The following is a 14,950-nucleotide window of genomic DNA, read 5'->3' as shown; positions in this document are numbered from 1 at the left end:
TACTCCTCAACCCGCGACCATTTGCCGGACGAGCGCCGCATCGGGCGCATTGGGGGACATCTGCAGATATCGCGTAAAGGCGGCACGGGCCTCACCCGCCCTTCCCTGCTTCATCAGCATCACGCCATGCCAGCGCCAGGCGTCGGGCGGTGCATCGGGATACATGACAGCGGCGGCATATCCCTGAGCGGCGCGTGTCTCGTCACCCTTGCTCTGGCTGTTCCGAAGCCGCCAGATTTCACCTTCGTGGAAGCGGAGCAGTCCATTCCAACCGTCCTTGGCCAGCGTATCGATGATATATTGGCTGGCACCGGGGTCGTTCAGCTTGACCTGGTCGTCGAGCAGCGTCGGCCTAAGTTCCTTCAATGCCCCCAGATAGCGTTCCCGATAGGCATCGTAGGTTTTGCCCGGCTGCCTGACCTCCGCCGCCGAAATCTTGAGATCGGCCATCCGCGAATCCGGCGATGGGTGAGTGGAAAAGAGCGAGAAATCGCGGTCGCGCCGTTTGCGACGATATTTGGCGCTGAGGTCCAGCTCGCCGATCAATTGCTCCCATGTCTCGCTCATGGCCATCGGGTCGTAACCGGCCTCGGCCAGAAGGCGGACGCCCATGGCGTCAGCCTCCGCTTCCAGCGTGCGGTTATATTTCAGGAGCGACAGAATCGTTCCGAACTGTGCGAGCTGAATGAGGTCGCCGGCGTAAATGCCAGCGGCACCACCGGCCACGCCCGCACCCATCGCCAGGAAAGAGAAGATGTCCGTCTTCCGGCGCATATCGCGCCACTGGCGGATCTGGTGCTTCCTCAGGAAGTGGGCGCTTTCGTGGGCGATGACGCCCGCCAATTGCGCCTCATTCCGCATCCGCAGCAGAAGGCCAGAAAAGACGACCGTGAAACCGGTCGGAAACATCATCGCGTTGAATTCTGGAATGCGCGCCAGATAGATGCGCATGTCCCTGGCTGCCGGCCCGCCGACATTGCCGATGAGGTCGCCGAGATAGCGCTTGAGCCCGTCGTCCTGGATCATCAGGTTCGAGCCGGAAACCTCCTCCTCGACCCGCTCCATCAACTGCCACAGGCCTTTTTCGTCCTGGTCAACCGCGCGGTAGCCCGGGCCGATCAGCGGATCCATGTCCTTCGGCAAAATTCGGGCGTTCGCTGCTCCGGTGCTGAGCGCCGCTGCCAACGTGCCCGCGCCGCCCAACAAGGCACGGCGGCTGAGCTGCGGCATCATCGCGCGCTCTCCCGGCGGCGAACATTGCGGCCAGGCTTCATCCGGTCGAGCAGGCGATCGACCATTTCCGCCGCGCCCTCGGGTGTTCGGATGTCGCCGAACTTGATCCCGGCGATCTGGCTGCTGGCTTGGGACACATTGAACCAGACCACCTCGCCGGTATGCAGGTCCACCAGGCTGGCATAGCCGAACTGGCCTCCGCCGCCGACATTCGGTGCGCAAAATCCGACAAAGCAGCCTGCGACGCCAAGTACCTGCAGCGCAACCCGACCGGTCGATGCGAAACTGTCTTCGGCGTAGAGGAACAAGGCATAGTCGTAGCCGGTCTTTTGCCCCAATGCGACGGCGTCTTCGCCGAGTGTCCAGTCGAGGCCCTTGTTGCGTTTGGTCGGCAGATAGTCGCCGGAATAACGATGCAGCGCGATTGAACTGGCGACGGCGTAGTGAAGGCGATCGAGTTCCGCGATCGTGTCAGGATCGACGCCGGCCAGGGAGTCGCGCTTTTCCATGATGAATGCATTGCCGCCGCGCGCTGCCTGTTGAGCCTTGAGCGCGGTCAGGAAATTGGCCCTGGCCTGTTCGGTCCAGTCGGCTCGAGGCTCGACCATTCCGCCGGTCGTTACCGATCCGACACTGACGTCGGGCCGCATGACCAACAGCTTGTAATCCCCGGAAGGCGGAGTGAATTCCACGTCAGCATATTGGCGTTGCTGAACGCACCCGGCGAGCATGACCGACGCCATCAGCGCCAACACTACACGGCGCATACATCCCTCTCCCCGAAGACTGGGCTCCGGTTTCGAAGGTTGCTTAGTCCATCGAAAAAGGCAAGCCTTTAAAGTGGCTTAGCGTGCAGGACAGTTAACGCCTTGAACACCAGTAAGGCATTCGCCGTCGATCGACTTCTGGTCCACGGCAAGGCCAATCGCGGCTGCGAGCGTCGGCATGATGTCGACGGTCTCGATCGAATCGTTCCGCAAATTCTGGCTCATCCCGCGCCGCCAGAACAGGATCGGCACCCGGCGATCATAATCCCAGGGGCTGCCGTGCGTCGCGACGTAGGAAGTGGTGACCGCCACCGGATTCACGTCGCGCTTCAACAGCACGATGAAATCCCCCGAGCGTTCGGGATCGAAGCTGGCCCGCGCCTTGTCGATCAGGCTCCACTCGTTCGGTGGCGATGTTGGCGAAGCCGCAGCGGCCAACTGCTCCCTTGTGAACACCGTTTCGACCTGCGGGTGCGCCTTGAAAGCGGCGATGGCCGCCGCCTTGGCCCTGGCCTGGTCGGCCGGCGAAAGGGCGCGATCCACATACATGTCGCCGAATGATCCGTCGCCGTAGAGGACGGGTCCTTTGAGTCCCAACTGGGCAGCCACAGCAGCGCCGACGTCCTTGGCCGTGAGCTTCGCATCGACACGCGCGGCACCGGGTGTGCCGTGCAACCGCTTGCGCTCGGGTATATCCTGGCCGCCATGATCGGCGGTCAGCACGACCATATAATCGATGCCCTTGCTGTCGAGCAGGCGGAAGAAATCGCCTAAGTCGCGGTCGATCGAGAATAGCTGGAGGCACATTTCCGCGCCCTCAGTGCCATAGGTGTGGCCGATGACGTCAGTGCCCGAAAGGCCGATCGAAATGACGTCCGTCGAAGCACCTCGGCCGAGCTGCATCTCCTCGATAAGTGACGCGGCGAGCGCCAAGGTCGCGCCGTCGAATTCGGGGCTGGCGCGGAAATTCTTCAGGTCACCTGCCTTGCGGCCGAACCTGTTGGCGCCGACCGGAGCTCCGCCGCCTTCGATCGGGATGGCGGTTGCCTTGGGCTGGCAAAGCGCCGGAAGCTCGAGCGCCGGACGATCCTGGGCGACGGCATTGGAAACAGCCTGCTTCGCCGCAGCCACTGAGCGCGGCATGACAACGCCCGTCATGTCGGTGACGAAGGTCTTGCCGTCCCAATACCAGCGCTGGTCCGCGTGGTGTCCCGACATCATCACTGCCGAGCGGTCCTTGCCCGCCACCGCGACGTTCCGGCTGCCGGATTGGGCATTCTTCAACAGGTCGCCGAGCGTCGGCACGCGCAGGTGATAGGGCGACACCGAATAGGCAGTGGACGAGCTCCCCGCGACGCGTTCGTCCTCTGAGCAATATACGCCCTTGTCGCTGCGCGTTTGCGACTGGTCGTACCAGTAATTGGCGATGATCCCGGTCCGCGACGGCCTGGATCCTGTCATGATCGTCGAATGGCCCGGGCAGGTCTCGGTCGCATTGTGCGACTGGTAGCCGTTGCGGAATACCGTGCCCTGCGACAGCCGCCCGATCCCGCCGAGAAGCACGGGGCGATATTCGTCGTACAGGTCGGCAGAGAATTGGTCGATCGATAGGGCGACGATCAGCTTGGGGGCACCGGGCACGGCGGTGGCCTGGACTGCTGGCTGGGCACAGGCGGGAGTGACCGCGATCGCAGCTGCAGCTGCCAACAAAACCTTACGCAAACCTCATCTCCCCGTCATTACGAGCGAAGCGAAGCAATCCAGTTTCGCTCGCCCAACCCTGGATTGCCGCGTCGCTTCGCTCCTCGCAATGACGACTTCGTGACAACTTAGCCCAGCTTCGCCCGCAGCCGCTCGTTGACCACGCCGGGGTTGGCCTTGCCGGCCATCGCCTTCATCGTCTGGCCAACGAAGAAGCCGAACAGGGCTTCCTTGCCCGCCTTATACTGCTCGACCTTATCGGCGTTGGCAGCGAGGATCTTGTCGATCTCCGCATCGATCGCACCGGTGTCGCTGGTCTGCTTGAGGCCGCGTTCCTCGACGATCTTCGACGGCGCATCGCCGGTTTCGAGCATGATCTCGAACACCTGCTTGGCGATGGTGCCACTGATCGTTCCGTCGGCGACCAGCTTCAGCAGCTCTGCAGCTTCCTCAGGCGAGATCGGGCATTCGTCGATGCTCTTGCCGGTGCGGTTCAACGCTCCGAACAGCTCGGCAACGGTCCAGTTGGCAGCCTGTTTGGGCTCCGCGCCCGCAGAAAGGAGTCCATCGAACCAGCGCGCCGTCTCGACTTCGGCCGTCAGCACCGACGCGCCATAGGCGCTGATCCCCAGCCCTTCGAAACGCTTGCGCTTGGCATCCGGCAGTTCCGGCAGTGACGAGCGACACTCTTCGAGGAAAGCTTCGTCCAGTTCCAGCGGCAGCAGGTCCGGGTCGGGGAAGTAGCGATAGTCGTGCGCGTCTTCCTTCGAACGAAGGGTCCGCGTGACATTCTTGTCCGGGTCGTAGAGGCGTGTTTCCTGCGCGACTTCGCCGCCTTCCTCGATCAGCTCTACCTGGCGGCGGGCTTCATGCTCGATGACGGCCATGACGAAGCGGACTGAGTTGACGTTCTTGGTTTCCGTTCGGGTGCCCAGTTCGCCGCCGACCTTGCGCACACTGACGTTGACGTCGGCGCGCATGGAGCCTTCCTCCATATTGCCGTCGCATGAACCGACATAGCGGAGAATTGCCCTCAATTTCCGAAGGTAAGCCCCTGCTTCGGCAGGAGAACGCATGTCAGGTCGTGACACGATTTCCATCAGCGCGACGCCCGACCGGTTGAGGTCGACATAGGACATGGTCGGATGCTGATCGTGCATCAGCTTGCCCGCGTCCTGCTCGACGTGGATGCGCTCGATGCCGATCTGCTTGACGCTATTCTCATCCTTCTCGTCGAGCAGGATCTCGACCTCGCCCGGCCCGACGAGCGGGTGGTAGAGCTGCGAGATCTGATAGCCCTGCGGCAGGTCGGCGTAGAAGTAGTTCTTGCGGTCGAAACGGCTCCAACGGTTGATCACCGCGTCCAGCGCCATGCCGGTGCGCACCGCCTGACGGATGCACTCGCGGTTGGGCACAGGCAGCATGCCGGGCATGGCCGCATCGACCAGGCTGACCTGGGTGTTAGGCTCTGCTCCGAACGCCGTCGCGGCGCCCGAGAAAAGCTTGGCATTTGAGGTGACCTGGGCATGGACTTCGAGGCCGATCACGACCTCCCAATCGCCAGTTTCGCCCTTGATGCGGTAGGGTGCGGTTGCATCAGCCATTCTAGGCAATCCTAACTATTATCGTTCGTCCTGAGCGAAGGCCCGACAGGGCCGAAGTCGAAGGGCGTTGGCGCAACCGCCCTTCGACTGCGCGCTTCGCACTCCGCTCAGGACGAACGGAAACTATTGCGACGTAACTGCTCACCACCACCTCTTGGGACGATGCGTGAAGCCGGCGCGCTCCTCGATGGCGAGGCCGGCATTGAGCACGCCCTGCTCGTCCAGTTCGCGGCCGATCAGGTGGATGCCGAGCGGCAGGCCCTGGCTGTCGAGCCCGCCGGGCACCGACATGGCCGGGAGGCCAGCGAGACTCGCTGGAACGGCGAACACGTCGTTCAGATACATGGCCAGCGGATCCGCCATCTTCTCATTGAGCCCGAACGCCGCCGATGGAGCCGTCGGGGTCAGGATCAGGTCGCACTGCTTGAAGGCTTCGGCGAAGTCGCGCTTGATCAGGGTGCGGACCTTCTGCGCCTTGGTGAAATAGGCGTCGTAGAAGCCCGCCGACAGCACATAGGTGCCGATCATGATGCGGCGCTTCACCTCCGCGCCGAAGCCCGCAGCGCGGGTTGCGGCGTACATGGCGTCGAGATTGCCGCCCTCCGGCGTGTCGCGAAGTCCGTACCGAACGCCGTCATAGCGGGCTAGGTTCGACGAAGCCTCTGCTGGTGCGATAATGTAATAGGTCGGCAGCGCATATTTGGTGTGCGGAAGGCTGATCTGGACGACTTCCGCGCCGGCATCCTTCAGCCACTCGATGCCCTGGTCCCAGATCGCGTTGATCTCATCCGGAACGCCGTCGATGCGATATTCCTTGGGAATGCCAACCTTCTTGCCGCGAAGGTCGGTGGTCAGCCCCGCCTCCCACTGCGGCACCGGCAGGTTGAGCGAAGTCGCATCCTTCGGATCAAAGCCCGCCATTGCTTCCAGCATGATAGCGCAATCGCGCACCGTGCGAGCCATCGGCCCGGCCTGGTCGAGCGAGCTGGCGAATGCGACGATGCCCCAGCGCGAGCAGCGGCCATAGGTCGGCTTGATGCCCGAGATTCCGGTGAAGGCCGCCGGCTGGCGGATCGAGCCGCCGGTGTCGGTTCCGGTGACGCCCGGGGCCAGACCGGCGGAAACCGCCGCCGCCGAACCGCCCGAAGAACCGCCCGGGGTCAGCGCGGCATTGCCGCCGTCGTTGCGCTTCCATGGGCTCATGACGGGGCCATAGGCGCTGGTTTCGTTGGACGAGCCCATGGCGAATTCATCCATGTTGAGCTTGCCCAGCATGCCCGCGCCAGCCGCCTTGAGATTGCCCGAAACGGTGCTCTCGTAAGTCGGCTTGAAGCCCTTCAGTATGTTCGATCCCGAAGTGCTGTCGACGCCAACAGTTGCGAACAGGTCCTTGATGCCCAGCGGAATGCCCGACAACGGCTTCAGCGAATTGGTCGTCCGGTCGCGATCCGCCGCATCGGCGGCTTCCAGCGCCAGCTCCGGCGTCTCGACCGTGTAGGCGTTTAGCTGGCGTCCGGCGACGACAGCGGCGTTGAATGCCTCCGCAATCTCGCGGGCCGAGAAATCGCCGCCGCGAAAGCCTTCGCGAAGCTCGGTGATCGTCTTGAGGGTCAGTTCGGACATTATTCGATCACCTTAGGCACGGCGAAGAAGCCATGCTGCGCATCGGGTGCGTTCTCCAGGATGTCGTCGCGGACATTCCCGTCGTTGACGACATCGTCGCGGAGACGAAGGTGATTTTCGATCACCGCAGTCAACGGCTCGACGCCGTCGGTATCGACCTCGCCAAGCTGTTCGACCCAGCCGAGGATATTATTCAATTCCGGCACCATGCGGTCGATTTCGTCATTGCCGAGCGCCAGCCGGGCGAGACGCGCGACGTGGCGCACCTGATCTGCGTTTACGGACATGAGGGGCGGCTAGCAGGACGCCCCCGCCCCTTCAACGCCTATTCCATATTCTCACCGACCGGCTTGCCGTCGACGTAGAGCTGCTTGCGCTCGACCGTCCGGATTTCAACACGGGCAGTAGCAAGATTGATATCCGCTACCGCATCGGCGACTGGGCGCGCCGTCACCCACTGCCCGTCGGCCAAGGAGTAATGAATCGCCTCAACTGGCCCATTGTCATGATAGCGCCCGGCCAGCACCATGCTGTTCGGGTTGGCCTGCACAAGCACGCACGGTCTCTCCCGGCAGAAGTTGGCGTTGGCGATCATGATGCGAAGGTTCGCTGGCAGCTGAAGATCGGACGGAATCTTGCGCAGGTAACGGTCGAGTTCCTGCTCGGTCTTAACCTGCTCAACCACCTTAACGTCGTAACGATTGTCGGCCTTCAATGCCTCGTCGGCCAGCTTGCGTTCGTCAGGCCCGCCTCTCTGTGCAATGGCTTTCAGCCGTTCCCGGCCTTCGGGACCAAAATCAAACGCCATCGCGCGCCAGTCGAACTGTTCGGGCGTCACCTTTCCCGAATGAAGGCGAGCAAGCTGCGAACGGGCGCTGATGGCTCCGAAATCGAGGATCGGCAGCGCAAGGAACAGCGCCAACCCGCATAGTCCGATCGCGAGCTTCGTCTGCGTTGGCCGAAGTGGCTCGTCGAAGTCCGCGCGGCCCTTGAACACGGCCCACCAGGCTGCAGCGCCATAAGCAATCGCAATTCCGACCGCGACGACGCCCCATATGCGCTCCGGCGTCCAGCCATATTGATTGATCCGCTCGCCCATCGATAGTGCCGCAAGGATTGCCAGCGGAAGGATGCAGACCAGCAGCAGCATCGCCGACCGCTGGAGCCAGCTGTTGGGACTGCGCTCGTCGCGCCCGTCGCCGATCACGGCATTGACCAGCAGGATCGCGCCGGCGCCGGACAGGAGCAGCATCGGGGTCGCGGGAATGTCAGAGTCCCACAGCCCGCCAAGACCGGTGAAGGGCAGCGACAGGAGGAATGCCGCAAGAGCAACCGCCAGTACTGGTGCCAGCACCGCCAGCACGACCATCACCAGCTTTTGCAATGTCGCGACCAGCGCGTCCCGTTCCCTTAGGATCCCGACCGCGCCGCCAAAGGCGAGGCCCCCCAGCATCCAGCCGAACCATTCCGCCTGAAGCAAATCCTTGATCGCATCGATGCCGATCACATCGAAAAGCGTGGCGATCAGCCAGGCGAGGAGGAAGGTGATGCCGGTGAAGAAAAGGCTCGCCGCACCGATTACCGCGTCTGTCCAGGCGTGACGATGCAATCTTTCGTAGGGGAAGCGCCAGGCGCCCTCGTCGCGGGCGGTCTGGAAGAGGGGAGCGGCGATGAGCACGGCAACTATTCCCGACAGGAACGGGAATTCCATGATCTCCGGCATCCGGTTGTACTGGGCGGTGAACCAGCCGATCATCGCGATCACCGCGCCCCAGCCGAGCGCGAAGCCGATCGCCCAGGTCCAGCGGCGCAGCTCGACCGTCAGAAGGAAGGCGATGGTGGCGACCACGGTGAAGGCCGTTGCCGCCTGCTTCAACACCGGAAATGTCTGGTCGTACCCGGTGTGCCCGTCGGTCAGCAGGTGAACGATGAGGCCGCCCACGGCGCCGACCGCGGCCATGATCCACGGCCGCTGCGGCCAATCCCGGTCCTCGTCATCAAAACGTTGGGCCACAAGCCTCTCCCCTTCTTGCCGCCGCAGGTTAGCGGCTACTTGCCTGCCTGCAACGACATAGGGGCACGCATCGGTGACGCGCATGAGCAAAGTCTGAGCTTTTACTGAAAAGCGCCCCAGGCGGCTAGCTTGCCGGCAAGGGCCCGCGCATGCTTCGAAACAGTCCAAGTCCAACGATGATGAGGGCCGCCCCACTCGACAACATCAAGAGCGGTGAACGCACTGCGTCAGAGATGCCAGGGAGCAACATCGCGACCGTTGCCGCACTCCACACCACAGCAAGCGCCGGAAGCCAGATGCCATAATCCCGGACCCTGAACGGGTGCGCAAAATGGATCGGCGCGAAGGTCAGCAGGACAAGCGCGGCGACGATCAACCCGGCAGTGTCGCGGGGCAATCCGGCGGCGAAAAGATAAAGCGCGACGATGTTCCATAGGGCCGGGAAGCCGCGAAAATAGCCGTCCTCGGTCTTCATGTCGCGGCGCGCGAAAACATAGAGCGACGAGACCTGGATCAGCGCTCCGAGAAACAGCGGATTCGGCAACAGCCCGGCCTCCCACATGAACAGCGTCGGGACGAACACATAGTTCAGATAGTCGATCACCAGGTCGAGGGCCTCGCCGTCGATCCTCGGAACCACCTCTTTGACCCTCGCCGCCCGCGCAAAACTTCCATCCACTCCGTCGACCACGAGAGCAGCGAAAAGCCAGTACATGGCCTCGGTCCACTCGTGCTTCGAGATTGCCGCCAGGGCGAGCAAGGCAAGGACGGCGCCGGTCGCTGAAAAGAGATGGACTGCCCATGCGGCGACGCGTGCAGTTGCTGGAGTTGCGCGCTGTTGCTCGTCCATCGCGGCCCTCCTTCCTGCACGGGTTCAGATCAGAGTTGGGAGTCGATCGGCAGGAGCTTCAGCAAGCGTGCAACCAGACGCCGGCGGAAGTCGGTTTGGGGCTCGTTATCGTAGCGCACGGTCCTGCCATCCTGCTCCGTTTCCCACATCATCCTGCCGTTCCGATCTAGGAAGACGCGATAACAATTCGGAGGGACGACACCGGACTCCATATAGGCGGTCAGCTTTTGGGCGAACTCCTTGCTCTCGATGTAGAGCCCGGCTTCGGTATTGATCACCGCGGAACGGGAATCCAGGTTGAGGCTGCCGATAAACACAGCATCGCCGTCGAAGACCATGGCCTTGGTATGCAAGGCCGCTTGCGACCGGCCTGCAAGGAGCGACCACCCTGGCCGGAAGGCGTCAGTGTCAGGGCGCAGCTCGTAAATCTCCATCCCGTTCAGAAGCAATGTCCTGCGGGTCTTGGCATAACCTGAATGCGCCGGGAGCATGTCATTCGAAGCGAGCGAGTTGGTTAGAACGCGCACCCGGATTTTGCGGTCGGTAAGTACCTTCACGATTGCCTGCGCGCGGGCAGGAAGGACGAAATAGGGCGACTCCAGCAACAAATGGCTCTTGAGCTGGGCGATCTTCCAGCGAACGAATTCGACGACGTTGTTGCTGTCGTTGCCATGGAAGATCTCGTCGGGATCATCGGCGATGACCCTGGCGCTGGCCCAGACGAGGTCGTCGAGAAGCTCGGACTGCATGAGCGCCCGCTCTTCCCTATTCTGGTCGCTGGGATAAGGATGTTCAGATGCGGCAATTTCCCTCGCCAGTCGATTGCGGATGGCCTGCAAATCGGCCGGACCATATTCCCGATCGACAATCTTCTTGATCGGGACGGTCGTCGGGCTGTTCCAGTACCGCTCGAACTTCTTCGATAGTTCATGGACGATTGGCCCAACTGCCAGCACGTCCAGATCGCGATAATTATGTGTCGTGTTCACGCCGTAGTAGATGTCCGCGATATTGCGGCCGCCGACGATTGCCGTCGCATGATCGGCAACGGTCAACTTGTTGTGCATGCGGCGATTGACGCGGCCATAGTCGGCTAGAAATTCGAGATACTTCAAGCGCCGCCTCTTGAAGGGATTGAACAGTCGAATTTCGATGTTGGGATGGGCGTCGAGGGAGCCCTTAACTTCGTCGTTTGCCTTGTAATAAGGATCATCAACGAGGAGCCGCACTCTTACTCCGCGGTCGGCGGCCGACATGACGCGGTCAAGGATGATCCGCCCAGTCGTATCCCCTTCCCAGATGTAATATTGCATGTCGAGGGTTCGCTCGGCGAGGTCGATGGCCGCAAGGCGGATGATGAAGGCCTCCCGCCCATGGCTCAGCAGGCTGAAGCCGGACAGGCCCGGATGCTGGCTGGCCGCCGGACCGAATATTTGATCAAGTCTCGCTGGAGGATCGCCGATGCGACTGTTGATGCTGTCCGCCGCGGAGGTCATGCCGAACCGCAGAGGCTCGATTTACAGTTTCTGATCAGCATATGCCGCGCTCCAAGTGGAGCTGTTGCGGTTATGGCTGCTCACAGCAATCAGGCCTGCCCCGAGTGTTCGCTACGGGAAAACTCCCATCGGGGTTTTCTACTGCAAGTTGGCTTGGGGAAGCGGCGCAAAGCCGTCGACCAGCTGCAACATCGGCGATTGGTCTACCTTGATCATCCCGCGCTGCGGAGCATCGAGATCGAGGATCAGCATGAGCGCCATCGTCAGCAACAGGAACAATGCGATCGTCGCCGGCCGCTGCCGTGCCCGAGTACCGGTAAGCGCGTAGCCGAGCATCGCCGCGGAAAGCAGGTTGAAGGAGAACAGGCAAAACAGGATCGCCCCAGGCACTCGGGCCGTGTTGAGGGCCTCGCGCTCAGCACCAATGTCGAGCACGGCGTTGATAGAAGGCGTGACAGTGATCCCCAGCGGCGTGCGGGATTCCGGCGCAAGAGCCGCAAGTGCCGCGGCCTGGATTTCCGATCGAAGCGAAGCAGATTTCGCCGCCAGGGCACGCTTCTCGGCAGAGTCCGCAAGCCCGTAGGCGAGCCGGGCGCGCGCGTAGGCCTGCAGCAAAGCCGCCATTCGCGCATTGTCCGGGGGATTGAGGAGTCGGACGCGCATTTCCGCAGTGCCGATCGCATTCGCTTCGGCAACGACGGTCATGCGGCGTTCCTCGTAGCGGTGGAGCGATAGGCTGAAGGTGAACGCGATCAATAACGCGAGCAGACCGAGCGTCCCGGTGATCACGAACTGCTTATCGACGCCGTCCTCGGCGCAGTCGTCCTTGTTCCCTTCCAACCGGCGATGAAGCCAGCCTCCGAATTCGCGTGCAGCGACCAGCGAAACCAGAAGCACCAGCGTAACGACCCAAAAGTTCATTCGGTCGATCAGCTCCGCAAACCAGTCCATTGCGGCGTCCCCCCGTGGCAACTGCTCAAGGCGATGGCGCCCGAAGCCACACGTCAAACAAGAGCCTGTTGCGAGAATGGCTGGCGGCCGCAATCGGGCGTTCCCCCGATCACCCGATTTCGGGTTAACCAGTAGGCAGCTTGCCCGCGACAGCGCCCTCCCCTAACCGCTCCGCCCTATGTGTGCCCGTCGCTTCCTCATGCTCATCTTCATCCTGACGCTGATTTTCGTCGGCGGGGCGTTCGCGCTCTATCAATTCGGTGACCGGGTGCTGGTCCGGATGGCGACGCCCACCGGACATTTCCGGGAGCCACCGAAAAGCAGCTCTCCCGATTATTCAAAGATGGCCAGCTGGATTGCGAAACCCGGCCTTCCGAAGGATCCGTCGCATTGGGCACCCCAAGGCGTGGTTCACCTGCATAAGGACAATCGCGCCGCGACGTTCTTCGTCCATCCAACGACTTATCTGGAGCGCGACCGCTGGAATGCGCCGATCGATGCCGCGGGCGAGCCCGATCGGCGGGCCGAGCTCTTCGTCGAGAGCCAGGCCAGCGCGTTCGATGACGTTTCGGACGTGTGGGCGCCCAAATATCGCCAGGCGGCGTTCGGCGCTTTCCTCCTGAAGAGCGAGGATGCCCATAAGGCTTTGAACCTGGCCTATCGCGATGTCCTGGCGGCCTTCGATGCGTTCCTGAAGGAGCAGGCAGCCGACAAGCCGATCATTCTTGCCGGGCACAGCCAAGGGTCGATGCACCTGCTTCGATTGCTCAAGGAACGGAAGGCAGCGATCAACGGCCGGCTGGTTGCTGCTTATGTCGTCGGCTGGCCTGTCGGGGTTCAATCGGACTTGCCGGCAACCGGACTTTCGCCTTGCACAAGCTCAGGCCAGCTAGGTTGCGTCACCAGCTGGCAAAGCTTCAAGGATCCGGCTAACCCCCAACTGGTGACCGAAGCGTGGGTCGGAACAAAGGGCCTGACCGGCGCAGATCGTGCGCGCGACGACATGCTGTGCACCAACCCGCTGACCGGTACGGCGGGAGCAACCGCACCGCCCGCTTCCAACCAGGGCACGCTCGTTCCCGATAGCAGCCTGACCAATGCGACGTTGCAGCCGGGCCGGGTGGGCGCGCGATGCGACAATGGCTTCCTGATGATCGAGGGAGACATCCCGAACCTCGGCACCTACGTGCTGCCGGGTAACAATTATCATGTTTACGATTATGCGCTGTTCTGGGGCTCGGTTCGCGCGGATGCAGAAAGGCGGCTGACGGCATGGCAGGCGCGCTGATCGCTACGAATGCGGCGGACTATCTGGCCGCCCTTCCAGGTCAGGGCGGGCGGCTCGCCGGGCTCGACGTCGGGACCAAAACAGTCGGTCTCGCGACCTGTGACGCTGGTTGGAGCTATGCAACACCTGCCGAAACGCTGAAGCGGACCAAGTTCACCGCCGATCTCGAGGCATTGAGGGCGTTCGCGGCCAAGCACGGCATCGTCGGACTGGTGGTCGGACTGCCGCTCAACCTCGATGGCACTGATAGTCCACGCACCCAGTCTGTGCGGGCCTTCGCCCGCAATCTTGCCCCCCTCGCCCTTCCCATCCTGATATGGGACGAGCGCTGGTCGACCGTGGCGGTCGAGCGGGCGATGATCGAAGCAGACATGAGCCGGGCGAAGCGCGCGACGAAGGTCGATGCGCACGCTGCTGCACATATCCTGCAGGGGGCAATCGATGCGCTGGTCAATTTGCCGGCTTCGCGCTAGGGCGCGGCTTTAATGCACCTCTTATCCATCGACGATCTCTCCGACGATCAGATCGCCACCATCCTCGACGAGGGCGAGCGATGGTTCTCCTATAATCGCCAGCCCCGGCGGAACGACCATCGGCTGGACGGCCTGACGGTCGTCAATGCCTTCTTCGAAAATTCCACGCGGACACTTTTGAGCTTCGAGATCGCGGCCAATCGCCTCGGCGCGCAGGTGGTTACGATGCAGGTCGAGCATAGCTCGATCAAGAAGGGCGAGACGCTGGATGACACGGCGCGAACGCTGAACGCCATGCGGCCCGATGCGCTGGTCATCCGGCATCGCACCAGCGGCGCTCCGGCGAGCGTCGCGGCGATCATGGACTGCCCGGTGATCAATGCCGGCGACGGGACCGGCGAGCATCCGACCCAGGCGCTGCTCGACGCCGCGACGATCCGCCAGCATTTCGGCAGGGTCGAAGGACTGAAGATCGCGATTTGCGGGGACCTCAAGCATAGCCGCGTCGCGCGCTCCAACGCCAAGCTGCTTGGCCGTCTCGGCGCGGAATTGCGCTTTGCCGCCCCGCCCTCACTGATGCCCGACGATTTGCCCGGCGGAGCGCTGGACAAAGCTGTCGAGGGCGCGGACGTCGTGATGATGCTTCGGGTGCAGCGGGAACGGCTGGAGGAAGAGCTGGGCGATGCTCCCGGTGAGTATTTTGAGCGATTCGGGCTGACCGAGGAGCGATTTGCAACCGCAGCCCCCGGCGCCGTGATCATGCATCCCGGCCCGATCAATCGCGGCGTGGAGATCGACGGCTCACTGGCCGATCATCCGACGCGGTCGCTAATCGTGCGGCAGGTGGAAATGGGCGTGGCCGTCAGGATGGCCTGCCTGGACCTCCTGACAGCCGAACGTTTGCCCAGATAAGTGGACCGCACTGTCCCCCGGACAGTGCTGGGTCCTTA

General features: G+C 62.5%; 13 protein-coding genes. 3 read left to right on the top strand and 10 right to left on the bottom strand.

The window, feature by feature from the left end; all coding sequences use genetic code 11:
* Positions 1-6: 6 nt before the first annotated feature.
* The 10 genes from LZ496_RS01225 to LZ496_RS01180 form a co-directional block, all read right to left on the bottom strand.
* Positions 7-1,233 carry a M48 family metalloprotease gene (locus LZ496_RS01225; RefSeq protein WP_249902785.1) on the bottom strand — a complete coding sequence of 409 codons (1,227 nt, stop codon included), beginning with the start codon at positions 1,231-1,233 and terminating at the stop codon, positions 7-9.
* Positions 1,230-2,000, bottom strand: coding sequence for a hypothetical protein (locus tag LZ496_RS01220; protein ID WP_249902784.1), 771 nt, complete (start codon positions 1,998-2,000; stop codon positions 1,230-1,232). Before LZ496_RS01220 ends, LZ496_RS01225 begins: the two co-directional genes overlap by 4 nt.
* A 78-nt stretch (positions 2,001-2,078) precedes the next feature.
* Positions 2,079-3,722, bottom strand: coding sequence for an alkaline phosphatase family protein (locus LZ496_RS01215; protein WP_249902783.1), 1,644 nt, complete (start codon positions 3,720-3,722; stop codon positions 2,079-2,081).
* A 107-nt stretch (positions 3,723-3,829) separates the two neighbouring features.
* Entirely contained in the window at positions 3,830-5,305 is a 1,476-nt protein-coding gene (gene gatB / locus LZ496_RS01210; RefSeq protein ID WP_249902782.1) for an Asp-tRNA(Asn)/Glu-tRNA(Gln) amidotransferase subunit GatB, read from the bottom strand.
* Between the two features lie 141 nt (positions 5,306-5,446).
* Positions 5,447-6,928 (bottom strand): Asp-tRNA(Asn)/Glu-tRNA(Gln) amidotransferase subunit GatA, encoded by a 1,482-nt coding sequence (gatA, locus tag LZ496_RS01205; RefSeq protein ID WP_249902781.1) that lies wholly within the window; start codon positions 6,926-6,928, stop codon positions 5,447-5,449.
* Entirely contained in the window at positions 6,928-7,215 is a 288-nt protein-coding gene (gatC, locus tag LZ496_RS01200) for an Asp-tRNA(Asn)/Glu-tRNA(Gln) amidotransferase subunit GatC (RefSeq protein ID WP_249902780.1), read from the bottom strand. Before gatC ends, gatA begins: the two co-directional genes overlap by 1 nt.
* A gap of 38 nt (positions 7,216-7,253) precedes the next feature.
* Entirely contained in the window at positions 7,254-8,942 is a 1,689-nt protein-coding gene (locus LZ496_RS01195) for a DUF4153 domain-containing protein (protein ID WP_249902779.1), read from the bottom strand.
* A gap of 124 nt (positions 8,943-9,066) precedes the next feature.
* A complete protein-coding gene (locus LZ496_RS01190) occupies positions 9,067-9,792 on the bottom strand; it encodes a CDP-alcohol phosphatidyltransferase family protein (protein ID WP_249902778.1) in 726 nt (241 codons plus the stop codon).
* Between the two features lie 29 nt (positions 9,793-9,821).
* A complete protein-coding gene (locus LZ496_RS01185) occupies positions 9,822-11,288 on the bottom strand; it encodes a phospholipase D family protein (protein WP_249902777.1) in 1,467 nt (488 codons plus the stop codon).
* Positions 11,289-11,426: 138 nt separating this feature from the next.
* Positions 11,427-12,239 carry a bestrophin-like domain gene (locus LZ496_RS01180; RefSeq protein ID WP_249902776.1) on the bottom strand — a complete coding sequence of 271 codons (813 nt, stop codon included), beginning with the start codon at positions 12,237-12,239 and terminating at the stop codon, positions 11,427-11,429.
* Between the two features lie 178 nt (positions 12,240-12,417).
* Here LZ496_RS01180 and LZ496_RS01175 point away from each other — a divergent pair, with 178 nt between their 5' ends.
* Genes LZ496_RS01175 through LZ496_RS01165 form a run of 3 tightly spaced genes read left to right on the top strand, consistent with a single transcriptional unit; the run spans position 12,418 to position 14,912 of the window.
* Positions 12,418-13,527 (top strand): DUF3089 domain-containing protein, encoded by a 1,110-nt coding sequence (locus tag LZ496_RS01175; protein WP_249902775.1) that lies wholly within the window; start codon positions 12,418-12,420, stop codon positions 13,525-13,527.
* On the top strand, positions 13,512-14,000 hold the full coding sequence (gene ruvX, locus LZ496_RS01170; RefSeq protein WP_249902774.1) for a Holliday junction resolvase RuvX: 489 nt from the start codon (positions 13,512-13,514) through the stop codon (positions 13,998-14,000). Before LZ496_RS01175 ends, ruvX begins: the two co-directional genes overlap by 16 nt.
* 12 nt (positions 14,001-14,012) lie before the next feature.
* Positions 14,013-14,912 (top strand): aspartate carbamoyltransferase catalytic subunit, encoded by a 900-nt coding sequence (locus LZ496_RS01165; protein WP_249902773.1) that lies wholly within the window; start codon positions 14,013-14,015, stop codon positions 14,910-14,912.
* The last annotated feature ends 38 nt before the right edge of the window (positions 14,913-14,950 follow it).

The sequence above is a fragment of the Sphingomonas caseinilytica genome, assembly GCF_023516455.1.
Classification (GTDB): domain Bacteria; phylum Pseudomonadota; class Alphaproteobacteria; order Sphingomonadales; family Sphingomonadaceae; genus Sphingomicrobium; species Sphingomicrobium caseinilyticum.
This window is presented reverse-complemented; position numbering and strand designations above follow the sequence as displayed.

What these genes read in the sequence shown, in the direction of transcription:
- LZ496_RS01185 (WP_249902777.1), bottom strand. Translation starts at nt 11,288, where the DNA reads ATGACCTCCGCGGCGGACAGCATCAACAGTCGCATCGGCGATCCTCCA.
- LZ496_RS01220 (WP_249902784.1), bottom strand. Translation starts at nt 2,000, where the DNA reads ATGCGCCGTGTAGTGTTGGCGCTGATGGCGTCGGTCATGCTCGCCGGG.
- gatC (WP_249902780.1), bottom strand. Translation starts at nt 7,215, where the DNA reads ATGTCCGTAAACGCAGATCAGGTGCGCCACGTCGCGCGTCTCGCCCGG.
- LZ496_RS01225 (WP_249902785.1), bottom strand. Translation starts at nt 1,233, where the DNA reads ATGATGCCGCAGCTCAGCCGCCGTGCCTTGTTGGGCGGCGCGGGCACG.
- gatA (WP_249902781.1), bottom strand. Translation starts at nt 6,928, where the DNA reads ATGTCCGAACTGACCCTCAAGACGATCACCGAGCTTCGCGAAGGCTTT.
- LZ496_RS01190 (WP_249902778.1), bottom strand. Translation starts at nt 9,792, where the DNA reads ATGGACGAGCAACAGCGCGCAACTCCAGCAACTGCACGCGTCGCCGCA.
- LZ496_RS01180 (WP_249902776.1), bottom strand. Translation starts at nt 12,239, where the DNA reads ATGGACTGGTTTGCGGAGCTGATCGACCGAATGAACTTTTGGGTCGTT.
- gatB (WP_249902782.1), bottom strand. Translation starts at nt 5,305, where the DNA reads ATGGCTGATGCAACCGCACCCTACCGCATCAAGGGCGAAACTGGCGAT.
- LZ496_RS01165 (WP_249902773.1), top strand. Translation starts at nt 14,013, where the DNA reads ATGCACCTCTTATCCATCGACGATCTCTCCGACGATCAGATCGCCACC.
- ruvX (WP_249902774.1), top strand. Translation starts at nt 13,512, where the DNA reads ATGGCAGGCGCGCTGATCGCTACGAATGCGGCGGACTATCTGGCCGCC.
- LZ496_RS01175 (WP_249902775.1), top strand. Translation starts at nt 12,418, where the DNA reads ATGTGTGCCCGTCGCTTCCTCATGCTCATCTTCATCCTGACGCTGATT.